The sequence below is a fragment of the Rhodoligotrophos appendicifer genome (assembly GCF_007474605.1).
Taxonomy (GTDB): domain Bacteria; phylum Pseudomonadota; class Alphaproteobacteria; order Rhizobiales; family Im1; genus Rhodoligotrophos; species Rhodoligotrophos appendicifer.
The window spans coordinates 350,135-366,887 of the sequence record NZ_VHKL01000002.1 but is presented as its reverse complement, the minus strand read 5'-3'; the positions used below and the strand labels follow the sequence as shown (position 1 = coordinate 366,887).

The following is a 16,753-nucleotide window of genomic DNA, read 5'->3' as shown; positions in this document are numbered from 1 at the left end:
GGTGACGAAGCTTACCCTGATTTACCCTCGCCATTCCAGTCCGGCCTTCCAATGCTACTTTCGTTTGACTGCATCGCCCGAGGCTCTGCGCTGGACGACTTTTCGCTAACTGGCCAACGGCCGCAACTTGGGCTAGTTGCTGCACCATGTGGCAGCTCGGCACCTGACAGAGTCATGACCCACGGTGGTTTCCGCTTACTCGCCTCTGGCGCCTCGCATCGATGGGGCATCCATTGGGCAGCGCCCGTTCTGGCTCTGGGCGTTTTCTCCGTGGATACGTTTACCGATATCCGCAGCGCCATTGCGGTTCTTTATGTGCTGGTGCTGTTGCTGGCCGGTCCGGCGCTCTCCCGCCGGGGCATCATCGTGCTGGCGAGCATCTGCTGCGGCCTGACCTTTCTGTCGTTCCTGATCGCCCACGGCCTCGACGCGGACACCTCCACCCTGCTGCGCTGTGCCGTCGCCATCGCTGCGATCGTCATCACCGCCGGCCTGCTGCTGCAGAACGACAGCGCAAGGCAGCTTCTGATCCAGTCCCACGCGGCGTTGAGCCGGAGCGAGAGCCGCTACCGCTCAATGTTCGAACAGACCCGCTTTTCGCTGTGGGAACAAGACTTCAGCAAGGTGATGGTGAGACTGGACGAGCTTCGTGGAGCGGGCGTGGACGATCTTCGGGGTCACCTGGAGCACCATCCTGACGTTGCGCGACAGCTCCTCCGTGACATCGTCACGCTTGATGTGAATGACGCGACGGTCGAACTCCTCGATGCGCCGTCACGGGCCGACATCATTGGCAGTCTCGAACGCTATGTGAACCCTGACGATCCCGCGCTGCTGGGCGTTCTGGACGCGATCTATCGCGGCGCCAATCAATTTGAGGGCACGGGAAGGCTTCTGCGTCACGACGGAACTCCCCTCACCGTCCTACTGGGCATGACCTTTCCCGATGATCCGGGAGGCTTCGACCGGATCGTGGCGGGAATTGCCGATATCACCCAGCGGGAGCAGACGCGCGAGGCGTTGATGGCGGCGCAGTCCGAACTTGCCCGGGCATCCCGAGCGGCCACTCTGGGCGCCCTGTCGGCCTCCATCGCCCACGAGCTCAACCAGCCATTGGGGGCCCTCGTCATGAATGCCCAGACCTGCCTGCGCTGGCTGCGCCGCGAGCCACCGGACATCACGGCCGCCATCAATGCGGGCGAGCGCATCGTGCGCGATGCCAAGCGTGCCAGCGAGATCGTTCAACACACGCGAAGCCAAGTGGTCAGAGGACTGCCCGAGGATGAACCGGTCGACTTGGCGACCCTCATTGAGGATACGGTGGCTCTCCTCGATCGGGAGATCGCCATGGTCGAAGCACGGGTGGTGACCAATGTCGCCCCCGGCATTCCCTCCATCCACGTCAACCGGACCAATCTCCAGCAGGTGCTCCTCAACCTGATGAACAATGGCCTGCAGGCGATGGCGGAGACGCGGGGAGCGCGGCTCTTGACGATCACCGTCGCGCGCGAAGAGGCCGATGACATCGCCGTGTCCATTCGTGATCGCGGCACGGGCATCGCCGAGGAGAGCCTTGCGCGCCTGTTTGATCCCTTCTTCACGACCAAGAGCGGAGGCATGGGCATGGGCTTGGCGATCTGCCGCTCGACCATCGAGGGTCTCGGCGGTCGACTTTCAGCGCGAAATGATCAGGATGGCGGTGCTGTCTTCGAATTTACGATTCCCATCTCTTAGCCGGGCTCATCAATGCAGCAACCCATCTCAGCCGCAAAGTCGCGAGAGCCGATCGTTCTGGTGGTCGACGATGACGAAGCCATTCGCGAAGCGCTGTGCGATCTGCTGAAATCGGTGGGAACGGATGCCATGTGCTTTGCCTCGACCCGGGAGATGTTGGACGCCAAGGTGCCCGACCGGCCCGGCTGCATCGTGCTGGATGTGCGCCTGCCCGGCGGCAGCGGCTTGGATCTGCAGGCGCAGCTCACGAAACAGGGCAACCGGATGCCCATCGTGTTCATGACCGGCCACGGCGATATCCCCATGACGGTTCGGGCGATGAAGGCTGGCGCATCCGATTTTCTCACCAAGCCCTTTCGCGACCAGGACATGCTGGACGCAGTGGCGGCAGCCATCGACAAGGATGTTGCGCGTCGCCTCGAGATGCAGGCGGCGGAGCAGGCGAAACTATTGGCCGATACTCTCACGGCGCGGGAGAAGGATGTCATGGCCGCCGTTGTTCGCGGCTTGATGAACAAGCAGATCGCAGGCGAGCTCGGTATCAGCGAGATCACAGTCAAGCTGCACCGCGGCAATGTCATGCGCAAGATGCAGGTTCGCTCCGTGGCGGACCTGGTGCGCAAGGTGACGCTGCTCGAGCCGACCTGACCTCATGTCCTGCCCGCCTAAACCTACGTATGGTATCATTCTTTTAGATTACGCCGCACATAATGGGTTGAAGTCTGGAGTTTGACCAAGAGGGTGCCGGCCGTGTCTCGTGTTCCGCTCATCGCCGTCGTGGACGACGATCATGCCATTCGCGAAGCCCTCGACGATCTGATCCGGTCGCTCGGCTATCGAAGTGCGCTGTTCTGTTCCGCCGAGGCCTTTCTGGCCGATGCCGATCGGGACGCCGTCGGCTGCATGGTGGTCGACGTCCAGATGCCGGGCCTCAGCGGTTTGGAGCTGCAGGCGCAGCTGAATCGGGAGGGCGGAAAGCCCCCGATGATCTTCATGAGTTCGTATTTCGATGAGACGACCCGCTCCAAGGCCTTGAAGGCGGGAGCCCATTGCTTTCTCAGCAAGCCCGTGGATGACGAGATCCTGATCTCGGAAATGCACGCGGCGCTTTCGGCCTCTACTGGATCGCTGTGAGGCCTGTCTCTCCTATACTTTGATTTAGGTCACCTGTACTCAGAGCTCATCTGATCACCCTGGCGTACAATGGCTGAAACCGGCCGCAAGGCTCACTCTGACCCTGTCGATGAAACCCGGAATGTCCGGACATATGAGACGGGAGAACATCATGAGCCGACCCCTCGCAGCCCTGATCGCCGGCCTTGGACTGCTTTCCGCAGCCTTCCTCCCAATGGCGACCTATTCTGGTCCGGACCTGCCGGCCCTTGAAAACCCAAACTCGCGTTTGCGCACGCAGTTGCAAGATCAGTCGAAGGCTCCCGTCCCGAGCCAGTGGGTTTACGACGATCCTGCAGTCCGTCGGCTCCATGCCTGAGGAAGTGCGAAAGCTCTCCTCCTCAGGCTTCATACCTAAACGAAAGGCGGCCCGCTCGGACCGCCTTTTCTGCTGCTGGGTATGGCTCGGATCGAGCGCGCTAGGCTGCAAAACGCCTGCGGCAGAGGTCAGCCGCATCCTGCCGGCGCCAGCGATAGGGAGTTTCCCCCACGAAGCGTTTGAACACCGTCGTGAAATGCGCCTGGGTCTGGAAGCCGACATTGAGGGCGATTTCGACGAGACTGTCCTCGGAGTTACGCATCATGTCCTGCGCCCGCTCGATCCGGCGACGCAGCAGGAATTCATGCGGTCGGAGGCCGGTGGCCAGCCTGAACTGGGCGGCGAAATGCATGCGCGTCAACCCCGCCGACTGAGCGAGGTCCTCGGCTCCGACCGGCTCGGACAGATTGGCGTCGATGAACTCCAGAGCCCGCTTGAGCCGCCATTTTGGCAACGGCCAGAGCTTCCGGCGGCCGCCGTCGGCGCTTTCCTGACGCAGACCGACGACCCGTGCCACGAGCGCAAGGCTTGCCGCTTCGACGAACAGCGCATCCCACTCGCCTTGCGCCTCCTCCATGCGGATCAGCGTTCTGGCCAGGCGCTCTGCTGTCTCGTCGTGAAATTGGGCGGTGAGGTCGATCAAGCCGCCTTCGCTCGGGTGCAAGTTCTTGAGGCGGTCGAGCAGGGCACTGCTGGTGAGACAGATGCGGATCGTCGTCCCGTCTTCGGTGCGCAGGTGTTCCAGCATGGTGGCACCGGCCGGATGCCCGTGACCGAAGCCGGCGGGTGACACGAGGAATTCGAAACGGACATGGTCGATGTCCATCCGGACCGTCAAGGGGTCCGCCGGCACCCTCTCATGCGCGGCCCAGGACGCAGAGCCGGCCTTGACGGTGAGCTGCCATTCGGCGGCAAGATCGGTGGGGGCGGAACTGAGCTCTATAAGCATCTCTGCACTCCTTCGGGGAAATTGCAGAGAAAGCTTCACCCGCCGGTGCCGGAACATCCATTCTACAGGAGGTTCGTGGAGGTATCGCTTGGTCTACCGCCCTCTATACACAAGTATAGGGGACACGGCTCAGGCGGCGGTCAGCGGGTTGGTGGGTAGCCGTCGGGCAGGTTGAAGCCCGTGGGAAACGGGTCGCTCGGATCGAGGACATATTGGTGAAACGCGGTGATCCATCCGGAGCCCGTGATCGCCGGCCGGATCGCAGGAGCTCCGGCCATGTCGGTGGTCTCGACGATTTCGCCGATGAACTCGGTGCCGATGATGGACCGGTGGAAGAGTTTTTGGCCGGGCTCGATCAGTCCGCGCGCATTCATGACTGCCAGCCGGGCGCAGGTCCCGGTGCCGCAGGGCGAGCGGTCCAGTCTACCCGGCGAGACGACCACCGTGTTGCGGCTGGCGAGCCCGCCCTCCACCGTCTCAACCGGCCCCGTGAACAGGGTCTGGTTGATGGTGTGGATCTCGCTATTCTCCGGATGGACCGCGGGAACCTGTTCGGCCGCAGCTTTCTTGATGCGCTCACCGAGCTCCACCAGGGCTCTCCCTTCCGAGGGGACGATCTGGAACCCGAGACTTTCGGCGTCGACCACGGCATAGATCATCCCGCCATAGGCGACGTCCACGCTGATCGTGCCGAGCCCCGGCACATCGACCGGGCAATCGAGCCCGAAGACGAAGCTGGGGACGTTGACGAAACGCACCGAGCGGCATTTGCCATCCCGGCACTCCGCCGTCACCCGCACGAGCCCGGCCGGCGCCTCCAGGGTGAGCTCGGTCACGGGCTCCGTCATCGGGAACATGCCGGTCTCGAGCATCGCCGTGACGGTGCAGATCGTGTTCGATCCCGACATGGGCACGTAATATTCGGATTCCATGATGATGAATCCGAAATCCGCATCGGGATCCGTCGCTGGCACGATGAGATTGACGCATTGCGTCACCCGGCCCCGCGGCTCGTTGAGCAGGAACAGCCGCAGCGCGTCGGCTTTGGTCTCCAGATGTTTCATCTTCTCGAACACCGTTCGCCCCGGAACATCCAGGACGCCGCCGGTGATGACCTCGTTCAGCTCGCCGCAGGCATGGACGCCGACGACGTTGATCATTCGGGAAAAGCGCATGACGAATGGCACCCTGTGAGACTTGCGGCGTTTTGCTGTAACCCCTGCGCCGGGACGCTACAATATTGCGACGGGGAATGTCAGCCCTTCCAGTGCCCCTGAGGAGCAATTCGATGAAGAAGATCTTTCTCCTGGTGAGTGTGGCCGTGACCCTCTCGAGCCAGCCGGCCTCGGCAATCCTGATGCAGAAGCAGAAATTCGATCTCGAAACCTTCTGCGGTGACGCCATTCGCAAATATTGCCCGAAGGTGGACAGGGATAGCATCCATGCTCTGTGGGCATGTCTCTCGCCGCACTTCCTCGGCACGAATCCGCTGTGCAAGGCGACGCTTCAGCAAATCCAACAGAACTGATCCGGCGGGCCTATGGGTGAGTCGATCACGGGAATGTGAACGCAGTCCTAAATGCTCCAGCGAGCCACGATTCCCGGCGAAGCCGCGGAAAACCGTAAAATTGCGTATAAATCTCTTCTGGAACATCTGGAGGTTTGGCGGCTTGATGCACCCGCGAGGTGGGGTGGGAGAACGGGGTGGCAATTCTTGAGACGCAGAGCCTTTGGCTCGGCAGTCTTTCGCAGCAAGAACGTAACCGACTCTGGGAGCGTATCGCCGGAGAGGTTCCCGCCATGAATCCGTCGGCTGGCGATCTTCTCACTCTCCTCCAGACGCTGGACGGCTCGCTGACGGCTCAGCCTTTCATCTCCGGAACGCCCCCTGGAGGAAACCTGCGCCCCAGTCCACCCAAAGGGGCCCATGCGCAGAGGCCGCCAAGAGGCTTGGCCCGACGTCGGATCGCCTATTGACGGTGCAGATGAGTTCTGCGCCGATCCCAGCCCCGAGTAACAACCAGACCATAAAAACGGTACCGGCCGGGATGGGAGCCGGCAATTTTCACAATCATCAACAACACCTCTAATCATCCACCCCTATAACTACCAAAAATAAAATTTTAAAACATTTTTATATTACGAAATCTCCATTATCTTCTGTCTTTATCGGAACTAAATGTCGCACCAGCACGATTTATCAATATCGGGTGGAGCTTTTGCATCCGTCGATATTGTTAATTCGGAGGTAAGACCAATGCATTCAACAAAAATCAAGTCAAAGCATATGGCGGTGCTTCTAAGTGTTGTTTTCCTGTCGGCAGCGTCCTTCCAGGTTCACTCGGTCTCCGCGGCCGGAGTTGGAGTGGGCGTCGGCGCTGGCGCAGGCGGTGGCAAAGGGTTGGGAGTGGGCGCTGGCGTCGGAGTGGGCGGCGGTAAGGGCGTCGGTGTGGGTGCAGGCGTCGGCGTTGGCGGCGGCAAGGGTGTCGGCGTCGGCGCAGGAGCCTCGGCCGGCGGGAGCAAGGGTGTAGGCGTTGGGGCCGGCGCGTCCGCGGGCGGATCGAAAGGCGTGAGCGCCGGAGCAGGAGCATCGGTTGGCGGCTCCAAGGGCGTGAGCGCCGGGCTCGGCGCCTCGGTGGGCGGCTCCAAGGGCGTGAGCGCTGGTGCCGGAACATCGATCGGCGGCTCGTCAGGAGTGAACGCCGGGCTCGGCGCCTCGATCGGAGGGTCGAACGGTGTCAATGCGGGTCTAGGCAGTGCCATCGGCGGTGGGCAGGGCATCCAGGCAGGCCTAGGCACGACCATCGGAAATTCTCAGGACATCAAGGCCGGAGCGGGAGCCTCCATTGGCGGCGGCAAAGGCATCCAGGCTGGACTCGGAGCATCCTTAGGGGGATCTAAGGGCGTGAAGGCCGGCGCTGGCGCATCAATCGGCGGCAGCAAAGGCGTACAGGCTGGCCTCGGCGCCTCCCTGGGCGGCTCCAAGGGCGTGAATGCCGGCGCGGGCGCCTCGATCGGCGGGGGCGGAGGAATTAACGCCGGCGTCGGCATAGGCATCGGTGGTGGCTCCGGGGGAGGCGGCTCTGGTGGAGGCGGCAGCACCCCGGGCGGCGGAGGAAATGGTGGCACGCCGGGCGGTGGCGGCGGCATGGCCGGCGGCGGCAATGGCGGGGCACCGGGCGGCGGCTCCCCAGGCGGCGGCTCGGGCAACCCTGGGTCAGGGGGTCTGAACCCTGGCAGCGTGGCGGGTGCGGTCTCCGGCCTGTCTGGGGTCGATCGCGCCGAGCTTCGGCGGACCTGCCAGACCGTGATGCAGCGGCCGGACCGTTATTCGCGCGAACAGGTGGCCGTCTGCCGCATCGTTGCCTCACTTTAGAAAACGACAATAGCGACAGCAACGGGGCGCTTCGGCGCCCCGTTTTCATGACTAGATCAGGCGATCTTTTGCTTAGCCTGCAACTGATAGGCTACCTGGACGATTGTTTTTCTGGTGGCTGTGCCCGCACAGGCGCCATGCCGGCGCGGTAAAAGTGCCCTATCTCGAGCCGCGCCGGCGCTTCTCCCGGCTTCTGATGAAGCGCGTCACGGCCTGATCGCCACCTTCAGAACGCCCTCCCGCTGATGTCCGAAAAGATCATACGCGGTCTCGATCTCCTCGAGTTTGAAGCGATGCGTGACCAGCGGCTTGAGGTCGACCCGACCCGACGCCACCACCTCCATCAGCCGACGCATCCGTTCCTTGCCGCCCGGACACAGCGTGGTGACGATCTTGGTATCGCCCAATCCCGCCGAGAACGCGTCCAGGGGGATGCGAAGATCCGTCGAGTAGACCCCCAGGCTCGACAGCGTGCCTCCTGGCCGCAGGACCCGCAGGGCGGCTTCGAAGGTTCCCTGGGTCCCGAGGGCCTCGATGGCGGCATCGACTCCGCGTCCGTCCGTGAGCTCCATGATCTGGGCCACGGGATCACCCTGCTTGAAGTCGACGGCGACGTCTGCTCCGAGCTGCCGAGCCATGGCCAAACGCTCCGGGACGGTGTCCACGCCGATGATGGTGGTGGCACCCATCAGCTTCGCGCCGGCGACCGCGCAGAGGCCGATCGGACCCAGCGCGAAGACAGCGACTGTATCGCCGATGCGGATGGAGGCGCTCTCGGCGCCGGAAAAACCCGTGGACATGATGTCCGGGCACATCAGCACCTGTTCGTCCGTCAGTGCGTCCGGAATCGGGCTCAGATTGACCATTGCGTCGGGAACCAGGACATAATCCGCCTGGGCGCCGTCGATCGTATTGCCGAAGCGCCAGCCGCCGGCAGGCTTGAACCCGTGGCGCGAACTGCCTCCATCCTGGGAGTGGCAGCCGCAGAGGCTGGCATAGCTGTGCCCCGAGGGGGTGATGGCGCCCGCGATGACCCGTTGGCCCTCCCGATAGCCGGACACGGCGGACCCCAGCTTTTCGATGATGCCGACGGGTTCATGCCCGATGGTGAGTCCCTTCGCGACAGGATATTCACCCTTGAGGATATGGATGTCGGTACCGCAGATGGTGGTGGTCGTAATCCGCACCAGGGCGTCCAGGGGCCCCACATCCGGGACGGGCTTGTCTTCGAGGACAATCCTGCCCTTCTCGACGAATACTGCCGCCTTCATCATTTTCATGGGAAACTCCAAATCATTGTCGCCTTTCCGGGCGATTGTTGAAGTATCCCCGCTGAAACTCGCCGACCTTGACTTGTGTCAACACCTGCCCGCGGGATCGCGCCCAAAGTGCAGTGATGGAGCGTCCAGGAGGCATTATGAGCACGGTTTCCACGATCAAAGATATCATGGTGCATCTCGATGGAACGGATGAAGATGAGGTTCGCCTCGCCCATGCCGAGGCCCTGGCATCGAGCTTCGAGGCCTATCTCACGGGCTTGTACATCAACTTGATCCCTGGAGATGGCTGGCCCTTGGCGCCGGAATTCCTGAGCGAGCTTCTGGTCGAGCTTCAGGAGAAAACCCGCGACGACGGCAATCGGGTGGAGACCCGCCTCGATCAGAGGTTCCAGCGATTGGCGGTGCCGAACCAATTGAAACGGCTCGATCTGTATCTGGTGGAGCTGTATCACGCGATCGCAGTGCAGACACGGTGCACGGATCTGTTCATTGCCAGCAGGCCCTACGACGCCACTGGCGAGGATCGTTGGACAGGGGTGTTCGAGACCGCGCTCTATCATTCGGGACGAGCCGCCTACATTCTGCCACCCGGACGTCAGCCGACTGCTGGAGACAGCGTCTTGGTCGCCTGGAACGGCTCGCGCCAGGCGTCTCGGGCCGTCGCCGAGGCGATCCCGTTCATGCAGCGTGCCAAGCAGGTTCATATCGCCCTTGTCGAGGACGGAGCGGCGGAGGAGCGCGGCGAGGAGAATGGCGCCGACTTGGCGCGGCATCTGTCGCGCCATGGCATAGCGGTCGAGATTCGGCATGTCGCCGACTGGCATCGCCGCTCGGCGGCCCTGTTGAATGAAATCGAACGCCTGGGTTGCGATCTGGTGGTGATGGGAGCCTATGGCCATTCCCGCCTGCAGGAATGGATGCTGGGGGGCGTCACACGAGATTTCCTGAAGAAATGTCCCGTTCCGATGCTGATGGCCCGCTGACGGAGCATCTCATAAATCGGCTGTACTTTGCGGTTGATCAATGTGGACCGAACGGACGGGACTATTCATCTAGCGAGGTGCTGGGTTTTACTCGGAGCGAACATGATTAACTGGTTGCTGAGACCGATCCTCGCTTTGGCTGGCGTCATCGCAGCCTGGATGATCGCGACCGATTCACCGAATTACGGCCTGGTTCAGGCGATGATCACCATCATCCTGGTTGTCGGCTTAGTGGGCGCGGCGGCATTCTGGCCCGCGCGCTGGACAGAATGGCTGACGGGCAAGACGCGGCAAAAGTAGACGCCTCGACTGTCCGGTAGGGATCCTCACCTGAGGTGCAAGCTTGCCAGGGTAAGCGTGGGCTCCTCGGGATGGGTCTTCATGTTGAACCCGAGCTCCCGGCACATCTGCAGCATGCGGGTATTCTCTCTGAGGATCACGCCGTCAATGCGATGCAGCCCATCGGCACGGCCATACTCGATCAGCTGCTGCAAGAGGGCCCAGCCGAGGCCCTGCCCCTGGAGATTGCTTCGCACCAGAATTCCATACTCGGCGATTTGGTGATCAGGGTCGGCGGAGATCCGGGCGACACCTGCGAGTTCCCCCGAGGGATCGAGGGCAATGAAGGCCATGTCCCGGTCGTAATCGAGCTGGGTGAGCCGCACCAGCATGTCTTCCGAAACGCTTTTTTGGGTCGAGAAGAAGCGAAGCCGCATGTCGTCCTGGGAGACATGGCGGAGGAAGGTCTCATAGAGCGCGGCATCGGCTGGCCGTATCGGCCTGAGCCGGTAGTGGTTGCCCTTCCGTTCGACCTCCTTCGACCATCCCGAGGGATAAGGCTGGATGATGAGATCCGGATTGGGTCCGGTCCGGTCGATTTCCGCGGGCTCGATCTCGACCCGCGCATCGAGGGCGATGATGCCGTCGCTGTCGGCAAGCAGCGGATTGATGTCCATGGCGACGATGCAGGGGAAATCCACGATCATTTGCGACAGCCCGAGGAGCGCGCCGATGATCGCCGGCCGGTCGGCGGGTTTACGGTCGCGATAGCCCGCGAGCAGGCGCGCGATCCGCGTCTGGTCGATCAGATCCCCCGCCAGCACGTCGTCCAGCGGCGGCAGACCGATCGCCGTGTCGTCGACGACCTCGACCGAAACCCCGCCGGCACCGAACAGGATGACGGGGCCGAAGAGAGGGTCCCGGTTGATGCCGAGGATCAGCTCCTGGGCTCGGCTGCGCGCGATCATCGGCTGCACCGCATAGCCCTCGATGGCGCTTTGCTGTCCGACGTCCTGCAGCCGTCGGGCGATCGCCGCCGCAGCGTCTCTGGCAGCCTCAGGCGTCTCGATATTCAGCACCACGCCGCCAATGTCGGATTTATGCGTGATGGTCTTCGACAGGAGCTTGACCACGATCTTGTCGGCACTCTCGAGCAATTGGGCGGCAGCCACCTCCACGTCCTCGATCGAGGAGGCCACGAATGTGTCCGGCACGGGGATGCCATAGGCCTGGATGGCCGCTTTCGCCTCCGGCTCCGTCAGCATGCGCCGGCCCTCCGCCGCCACCTGTCGCAGCAGCTTTTCGACCCTCTTCCGACCGTCGCCGGGGATCTCGCTTTCGCTTTGCGGCACCCGCGTCAGCAGCGCCTGGGTTCGCGACCAGCTGCTCAAATAGGTCATGGCCACTGCCGTGGCGGCCGGCGTCTCATAGCTGGCGACGCCGCTGTCCTGCAGGATCCGCCGTCCCTCCCGCGCGGTATGTTCGCCAAGCCAGCATGACAGCACCGGTTTTCCCTCGATCAGGCCCTGCTTTGCCAGCGATGCGACCGCATGCGCTGCCGCCTCCGCCGAGGCAAGGCCCGTGGGGCAGTTCAAGACCATCAGCGCGTCCACCCCCGGATCTGCCGCCACGATCGCCAGTGCGGATGTGTAGCGCTCGGGCGGTGCGTCCCCGATGATGTCCACCGGATTGCCATGCGACCAGTTCGCCGGGAGCACGGCGTTGAGCCGCATGATCGTCTCCTCTGACAACTCGGCAAGCACTCCCTTGCCGTCCATCAGCTGGTCGACGGCGAGAACCCCTGCCCCACCGCCATTGGTGACGATTGCGGTGCGCAGCTGGGTGAGCGGCCGGAAACGGGAGATGGTTTCGGTGGCGTCGAACAGCTCGCCCAGGCCGCCGACCCGCAGCACGCCGGCGCGGGCGAAGACGGCCTCGACGACACGGTCGGAGCCCGACAGGGCGCCCGTATGGGTCGCTGCAGCCTTGGCGGCCTCCTTATGCCGCCCTGGCTTGATGACGATGACCGGCTTGAGCCGCGCGGCCGCCCGGGCCGCGGACATGAACTTGCGCGGGCTGGGGATCGATTCCAGATACATGACGATCGCCCGCGTGCGGGGATCGCGCGCCAGCAGATCGAGAAAATCCCCCACATCCACATCTGCCATGTCGCCCAGCGAGACGATCTGCGAGAAGCCCAATTGATTGTCTGCGGCCCAGTCGATGAGCGACACGGCGATCGCCCCCGATTGCGACAGGAGCGCGATATTGCCGGGCTCTGCGCCCATATGGGAGAAGCTCGCATTGAGCTTGGCCGGCGGAATCACGAGACCCACGGTATTGGGGCCGATGATGCGGAACAGATAAGGCTTGGCCGCATCCAGCATCGCTTGGCGCAGCCCGTTGCTCTCGCTCAGTCCCGCCGTAATGACCACTGCGGCCCGCGTCCCCTTCTCGCCGAGTGCGTGGATGAGGGCCGGCACCGAAGCTGGCGGCGTGATGATGACGGCGAGATCCGGCACGCCGGGAATGTCCTTGACCTCCCCATGGCAGGGGAGGTCACCGATGTGGCGGTATTTCGGGTTGACCGGCCAGATGTCGCCCTCGAATCCGCCGGCCAGGATGTTGTTCAGAACCACCGTTCCCACGGCTCCGGGGCGTTGCGAAGCGCCGATGACGGCGACGGAGCGGGGATGCAAGGCATGATCGAGGTTTCGGATGGTCATTGGGTCCTGACGTGACGATTGCGCTGTCGATAGAGTGAGCGAAACAGAATCTGCATCAAAGCACATGACAGATGCATTGCGGCATGGAACTGATCTGCATCAAGGCCAGGATCCGCACACCTCGCTAAAGAGGCAAGCTCATCGGAAGCTCATGATGCATCACGGCAGCGATCATTCGGGACTCTCGGCTTTGCGGACAGGCAGAATTGCACTCCTTCTCATGGCGATCCTCGGGGTCGTTTCGTTCTCCGGAACCCCCACCACCCATGCCCAGGAAGCGAATTTCAAGCAGCGTCTGCAGGAGCTGTGGCAGCGGTTCGGTGGCGACCGGCTGCCTCGCGACGTCGCTTCCTCCAACGGCCGCATCGAGGCCGAGCAGATCCTGGTCTCGGCGAAGTTTGCCGGCCGCATCGCAGAGCTGCTCGTGGAGGAGGGCCAGACGGTCGAGGCCGGCAGCGTCGTCGGACGCATGGACACCTCCGAATTGGAAGCGCAGCTCAAGGGGGCCGAGGCCCAGGTCCGGCGCAGTGAGCGGGCCATAGCGGAATCGGAGGCCGCCATCGCCCAGCGGCAGAGCGAATTGCTTCTCACCCAGCAGGAGTTTCGTCGCACGGAAACCCTCCAGTCCCGGGGCTATGCCACGCAACAGGAGCTCGACAACCGCCGCAGCCGGCTGAATGTGGCGGAGGCTGGCGAGCGCGCCGCCCATGCCAGCTACGATGAAGCGCAAGCCGGTGCCGACGTCGCCCGCGCCGAGGTGGCGCGCATCCGCTCGCTGCTGGACGATGCGGTCCTGACGGCACCCCGCCGGGGGCGGGTGGAGTACCGCCTTGCCCATGCCGGCGAGGTGGTCGCCGCCGGCGCGCCGGTCGTGACGCTGCTCGATCTCTCCGACGTCTACATGACGATCTTCCTGCCCGCCTATGCCGCCGGCCGCCTGGCGCTCGGCGACGAAGCCCGCATCGTCCTCGACCCCGCCCCGGACTATGTGATCCCGGCCACCATCTCCTTCGTGGCCGCGGGCGCCCAGTTCACGCCGAAATCCGTCGAGACCGCCGACGAGCGCGAGAAGCTCATGTTCCGGGTCAAGCTGCAGCTCTCCTCCGCCCTCCTGAAGCAATATGAGAGCCGGGTGAAGATCGGCGTCCGCGGCATTGCCTATGTCCGCACCAGTCAGGCGGCCACATGGCCGGAGAAACTCGCAGTCAAGCTGCCGCAATGACCGACCCCGTCGTCACCTTCGGCCAGGTCAGCCATCGCTATGGCAAGACGATAGCACTGGAGAAGATCGAGCTCGCCATTCCCGGCGGCTGCCTCGCCGGCGTGATCGGGCCCGACGGTGTTGGCAAATCCACGCTGCTGTCGCTGGCAGCCGGCGTCACCCGTCTTCAAAATGGCGCGGTGCAGGTGCTGGGCGGCGACATGTCGAAGGCAGCCGTCCGTCGCGCCCGGGTCGCGCGGATCGCCTACATGCCGCAAGGATTGGGTCGCAACCTCTATCCCACCCTGAGCGTAGAGGAAAACCTGCATTTCTTTGGCCGTCTCTTCGGCCAGGGTGGTGCGGAACGACGCGAGCGAATCGACGAGTTGCTGGCCGCAACCGACCTTCGCGCCTTTGCCGACCGCCCGGCCCAGAAGCTCTCCGGCGGAATGAAGCAGAAGCTCGGCATCTGCGCCGCCCTCATTCACGATCCTGACCTTCTGATCCTTGACGAGCCGACCACCGGCGTCGATCCGCTGTCGCGCCGGCAGTTCTGGGAACTCATCAATCGAATGCGCCTTCGGCGGCCACAGATGAGTGTCGTCGTTGCTACCGCCTATATGGAAGAGGCTGACGGCTTCGACTGGCTGGCCGCTCTGGACAAGGGCCGGGTCATCGCCACCGGCACCTCCTCGGAGATCAAGGCGCGCACGGGCGCGGTCGATCTCGAACGGGCCTTCATCGCCCTCCTCCCGGACGGCCAGCGCGGCACGGCCGAGCCGTTTCCCGATCCGCCGCCGATGCGCCATGAGGGGCCCCCAGCCATCGAAGCGGAGGGCTTGACGTGCCGGTTCGGGACCTTCACCGCCGTCGATCATGTGAGCTTCCGGATTGGCAAGGGCGAGATCTTCGGCTTCCTCGGCTCCAACGGGAGCGGCAAGAGCACCACCATGAAGATGCTCACCGGGCTGCTTCCGGCCACCGAAGGCGAGGCCAAGCTGTTCGGCCACACGCTCGATGCCAACGACATGAACACCCGTCGCCGCGTTGGCTACATGTCCCAATCGTTTTCCCTCTATGCTGAATTGACGGTGCGGCAGAACCTCGTGCTGCATGCGCAATTGTTCGACCTTCCGCCGTCGGAGGTCGGCCCCCGCGTGCGCGAGATGCTCGAGCGTTTCGATCTGGTCGCGAGCGCCGACAGCCGGCCCGACGCCTTGCCCTTGGGGATCCGCCAGAGGTTGCAGCTGGCCGTGGCGCTCATTCATGGCCCGGAGATCCTTATCCTCGACGAGCCGACCTCCGGCGTTGATCCTGTGGCGCGCGACACCTTCTGGCGCAGCCTGATCGAGCTCTCCCGCAAGGACGGAGTGACGATCTTCCTCTCCACCCATTTCATGAATGAGGCCGAACGCTGCGACCGCATTTCCCTGATGCATGCCGGCAAGGTCCTCGCCGTCGGCAGTCCAGCGGAGCTGAAGGCGGCCCATGGGGATGGAACGCTTGAGGATGTCTTCATCGCGGTGCTCGAGAAGGAGACGGTCCCCGGTGCGGCCGCTGCGCCCCCCGCCCCGGTCGTCCATTCCCGGGAGCAGAAATCCCGCCTCTTCGATCCCCGACGGCTCTGGGCCTATTCCTGGCGCGAGACTCTGGAGATCCTGCGTGATCCCGCACGCCTCGCCTTCGCGCTTCTGGGTCCAGCGCTCCTGCTCCTCACCTTCGGCTTCGGCATTTCCTTTGACGTGGAGGACCTCCCCTTCGCGGTCTTCGACCAGGATCAATCCACCCAGAGCCGGGAACTGTTGGAGAGCTTCCAGGGCTCGCGCTATTTCGAGGAACGGCCACCCATTGCCAATGCCGCCGATCTCGAGAGCCGGCTGAAGAGCGGGGAGCTCAAGCTGGCGATCGAGATCCCACCCGATTTCGGCCGCGACCTGCTGCGCGGTCTGCGCCCCGAACTGGGCGTCTGGCTCGACGGCGCCATGCCGTTCCGCGCCGAGACCACCCGCAGCTACGTGACCGGCATCGCCTTGAGCTACATGGCGGATCAGTCGCTTCGCCGATACGGCATCGCGCAGGCGCCCTACCCCATCACCATTGAGCCCCGCTTCCGTTACAATCAGGCCTTCAAAAGCGTCAATGCCATCGTGCCCAGCGTCATCATGCTCATGCTGGTGCTGATCCCCGCCATCATGTCGGCCCTCGGCATCGTGAAGGAGAAGGAGACCGGGTCCATCGCGAATTTCCAGTCGACCCCGGTCACCAAGCTGGAATTTCTCCTCGGCAAGCAGCTCCCTTATGTGGTCATCGCGTTTCTGAGCTTCATATCGCTGGTCCTTCTGACCCGCTTCGTCTTCGACGTACCGGTCAAGGGCTCCCTGGCGACCCTGGTGCTCGCCTCGATCGTCTATATTTTTGCCACCACCGGCTTCGGCCTCTTCTTGTCGAGTTTCGTCAGCAGCCAAGTCGCGGCCATTTTCGCCACCGCCATCATCGCCATCATTCCTGCCGTCAATTTCTCCGGCCTCCTGGTCCCCGTCTCCTCTCTCACCGGCGCCGGTCGGGTGATCGGCCTGGGCTTCCCCTCCGCCTGGTATCAACCCGTCACCGTCGGCGTCTTCACCAAGGGACTGGGTTTCGAGGCGCTCTGGTTGGATATCCTGGTGCTGGCCCTGTTCGCGATCGGCTTCATTGCAGCCTCCGCGCTCGCACTCCGCAAGCAGAGGCCGTGAG

Annotated in this window: 15 protein-coding genes; 11 read left to right on the top strand and 4 right to left on the bottom strand. The window is 63.4% G+C overall.

Translation table 11 applies throughout. The annotated features are described in order from the left end of the window. Positions 1-174: 174 nt before the first annotated feature. The 4 genes from FKM97_RS05815 to FKM97_RS05800 all read left to right on the top strand — a co-directional run bounded on the left by FKM97_RS05815 (position 175) and on the right by FKM97_RS05800 (position 3,226). Positions 175-1,734, top strand: coding sequence for a sensor histidine kinase (locus FKM97_RS05815; protein WP_170240775.1), 1,560 nt, complete (start codon positions 175-177; stop codon positions 1,732-1,734). 12 nt (positions 1,735-1,746) lie between these two features. Then, on the top strand, positions 1,747-2,382 hold the full coding sequence (locus FKM97_RS05810) for a response regulator transcription factor (protein WP_144291441.1): 636 nt from the start codon (positions 1,747-1,749) through the stop codon (positions 2,380-2,382). 102 nt (positions 2,383-2,484) lie between these two features. Further along, the gene (locus tag FKM97_RS05805) at positions 2,485-2,868 is read left to right on the top strand and encodes a response regulator transcription factor (protein WP_144291440.1); all 384 of its coding nucleotides are present in this window, start codon (positions 2,485-2,487) and stop codon (positions 2,866-2,868) included. Positions 2,869-3,019: 151 nt separating this feature from the next. Continuing rightward, positions 3,020-3,226, top strand: coding sequence for a hypothetical protein (locus tag FKM97_RS05800; RefSeq protein ID WP_144291439.1), 207 nt, complete (start codon positions 3,020-3,022; stop codon positions 3,224-3,226). A gap of 100 nt (positions 3,227-3,326) precedes the next feature. Here the strand turns inward: FKM97_RS05800 and FKM97_RS05795 are convergent, their stop codons facing one another. Beyond that, the gene (locus FKM97_RS05795) at positions 3,327-4,175 is read right to left on the bottom strand and encodes an AraC family transcriptional regulator (protein ID WP_246104951.1); all 849 of its coding nucleotides are present in this window, start codon (positions 4,173-4,175) and stop codon (positions 3,327-3,329) included. 140 nt (positions 4,176-4,315) lie between these two features. Further along, on the bottom strand, positions 4,316-5,350 hold the full coding sequence (locus FKM97_RS05790) for a proline racemase family protein (protein ID WP_144291437.1): 1,035 nt from the start codon (positions 5,348-5,350) through the stop codon (positions 4,316-4,318). 113 nt (positions 5,351-5,463) lie between these two features. Here FKM97_RS05790 and FKM97_RS05785 point away from each other — a divergent pair, with 113 nt between their 5' ends. From FKM97_RS05785 to FKM97_RS26225, 3 genes are all read left to right on the top strand, one after another. Continuing rightward, positions 5,464-5,703, top strand: a complete 240-nt coding sequence (locus FKM97_RS05785; protein WP_144291436.1) for a hypothetical protein — start codon at positions 5,464-5,466, stop codon at positions 5,701-5,703. A gap of 176 nt (positions 5,704-5,879) precedes the next feature. Then, positions 5,880-6,152, top strand: a complete 273-nt coding sequence (locus tag FKM97_RS05780; protein ID WP_144291435.1) for a hypothetical protein — start codon at positions 5,880-5,882, stop codon at positions 6,150-6,152. A gap of 280 nt (positions 6,153-6,432) precedes the next feature. After that, positions 6,433-7,551, top strand: coding sequence for a hypothetical protein (locus tag FKM97_RS26225; RefSeq protein WP_170240774.1), 1,119 nt, complete (start codon positions 6,433-6,435; stop codon positions 7,549-7,551). Between the two features lie 206 nt (positions 7,552-7,757). Here the strand turns inward: FKM97_RS26225 and FKM97_RS05770 are convergent, their stop codons facing one another. Further along, complete coding sequence (locus FKM97_RS05770; protein ID WP_144291434.1) at positions 7,758-8,831, bottom strand: NAD(P)-dependent alcohol dehydrogenase; 1,074 nt, start codon at positions 8,829-8,831, stop codon at positions 7,758-7,760. A 137-nt stretch (positions 8,832-8,968) separates the two neighbouring features. Here FKM97_RS05770 and FKM97_RS05765 point away from each other — a divergent pair, with 137 nt between their 5' ends. Both FKM97_RS05765 and FKM97_RS05760 read left to right on the top strand, forming a co-directional pair. Further along, positions 8,969-9,814, top strand: coding sequence for a universal stress protein (locus tag FKM97_RS05765; protein WP_144291433.1), 846 nt, complete (start codon positions 8,969-8,971; stop codon positions 9,812-9,814). A gap of 102 nt (positions 9,815-9,916) precedes the next feature. Further along, on the top strand, positions 9,917-10,114 hold the full coding sequence (locus tag FKM97_RS05760; protein ID WP_144291432.1) for a hypothetical protein: 198 nt from the start codon (positions 9,917-9,919) through the stop codon (positions 10,112-10,114). A gap of 26 nt (positions 10,115-10,140) precedes the next feature. On the opposite strand, the gene FKM97_RS05755 is transcribed toward FKM97_RS05760, so the two are convergent. Continuing rightward, the gene (locus FKM97_RS05755) at positions 10,141-12,819 is read right to left on the bottom strand and encodes a bifunctional acetate--CoA ligase family protein/GNAT family N-acetyltransferase (RefSeq protein WP_144291431.1); all 2,679 of its coding nucleotides are present in this window, start codon (positions 12,817-12,819) and stop codon (positions 10,141-10,143) included. A gap of 151 nt (positions 12,820-12,970) precedes the next feature. Here FKM97_RS05755 and FKM97_RS05750 point away from each other — a divergent pair, with 151 nt between their 5' ends. Together FKM97_RS05750 and rbbA are read left to right on the top strand one after the other, a co-directional pair. Beyond that, the gene (locus FKM97_RS05750) at positions 12,971-14,041 is read left to right on the top strand and encodes an HlyD family secretion protein (RefSeq protein ID WP_246104950.1); all 1,071 of its coding nucleotides are present in this window, start codon (positions 12,971-12,973) and stop codon (positions 14,039-14,041) included. Beyond that, a complete protein-coding gene (gene rbbA / locus FKM97_RS05745; RefSeq protein WP_144291652.1) occupies positions 14,038-16,752 on the top strand; it encodes a ribosome-associated ATPase/putative transporter RbbA in 2,715 nt (904 codons plus the stop codon). The genes FKM97_RS05750 and rbbA overlap by 4 nt, the downstream gene beginning before the upstream one ends. Position 16,753: the final 1 nt, after the last annotated feature.

Bases quoted from the DNA above. Each gene is read 5' to 3' on its own strand.
- FKM97_RS05795 (WP_246104951.1), bottom strand. From the start codon at position 4,175: ATGCTTATAGAGCTCAGTTCCGCCCCCACCGATCTTGCCGCCGAATGG.
- FKM97_RS05760 (WP_144291432.1), top strand. From the start codon at position 9,917: ATGATTAACTGGTTGCTGAGACCGATCCTCGCTTTGGCTGGCGTCATC.
- FKM97_RS05765 (WP_144291433.1), top strand. From the start codon at position 8,969: ATGAGCACGGTTTCCACGATCAAAGATATCATGGTGCATCTCGATGGA.
- FKM97_RS05755 (WP_144291431.1), bottom strand. From the start codon at position 12,819: ATGACCATCCGAAACCTCGATCATGCCTTGCATCCCCGCTCCGTCGCC.
- FKM97_RS05815 (WP_170240775.1), top strand. From the start codon at position 175: ATGACCCACGGTGGTTTCCGCTTACTCGCCTCTGGCGCCTCGCATCGA.
- rbbA (WP_144291652.1), top strand. From the start codon at position 14,038: ATGACCGACCCCGTCGTCACCTTCGGCCAGGTCAGCCATCGCTATGGC.
- FKM97_RS05770 (WP_144291434.1), bottom strand. From the start codon at position 8,831: ATGAAAATGATGAAGGCGGCAGTATTCGTCGAGAAGGGCAGGATTGTC.
- FKM97_RS26225 (WP_170240774.1), top strand. From the start codon at position 6,433: ATGCATTCAACAAAAATCAAGTCAAAGCATATGGCGGTGCTTCTAAGT.
- FKM97_RS05785 (WP_144291436.1), top strand. From the start codon at position 5,464: ATGAAGAAGATCTTTCTCCTGGTGAGTGTGGCCGTGACCCTCTCGAGC.
- FKM97_RS05750 (WP_246104950.1), top strand. From the start codon at position 12,971: ATGATGCATCACGGCAGCGATCATTCGGGACTCTCGGCTTTGCGGACA.
- FKM97_RS05810 (WP_144291441.1), top strand. From the start codon at position 1,747: ATGCAGCAACCCATCTCAGCCGCAAAGTCGCGAGAGCCGATCGTTCTG.
- FKM97_RS05800 (WP_144291439.1), top strand. From the start codon at position 3,020: ATGAGCCGACCCCTCGCAGCCCTGATCGCCGGCCTTGGACTGCTTTCC.
- FKM97_RS05790 (WP_144291437.1), bottom strand. From the start codon at position 5,350: ATGCGCTTTTCCCGAATGATCAACGTCGTCGGCGTCCATGCCTGCGGC.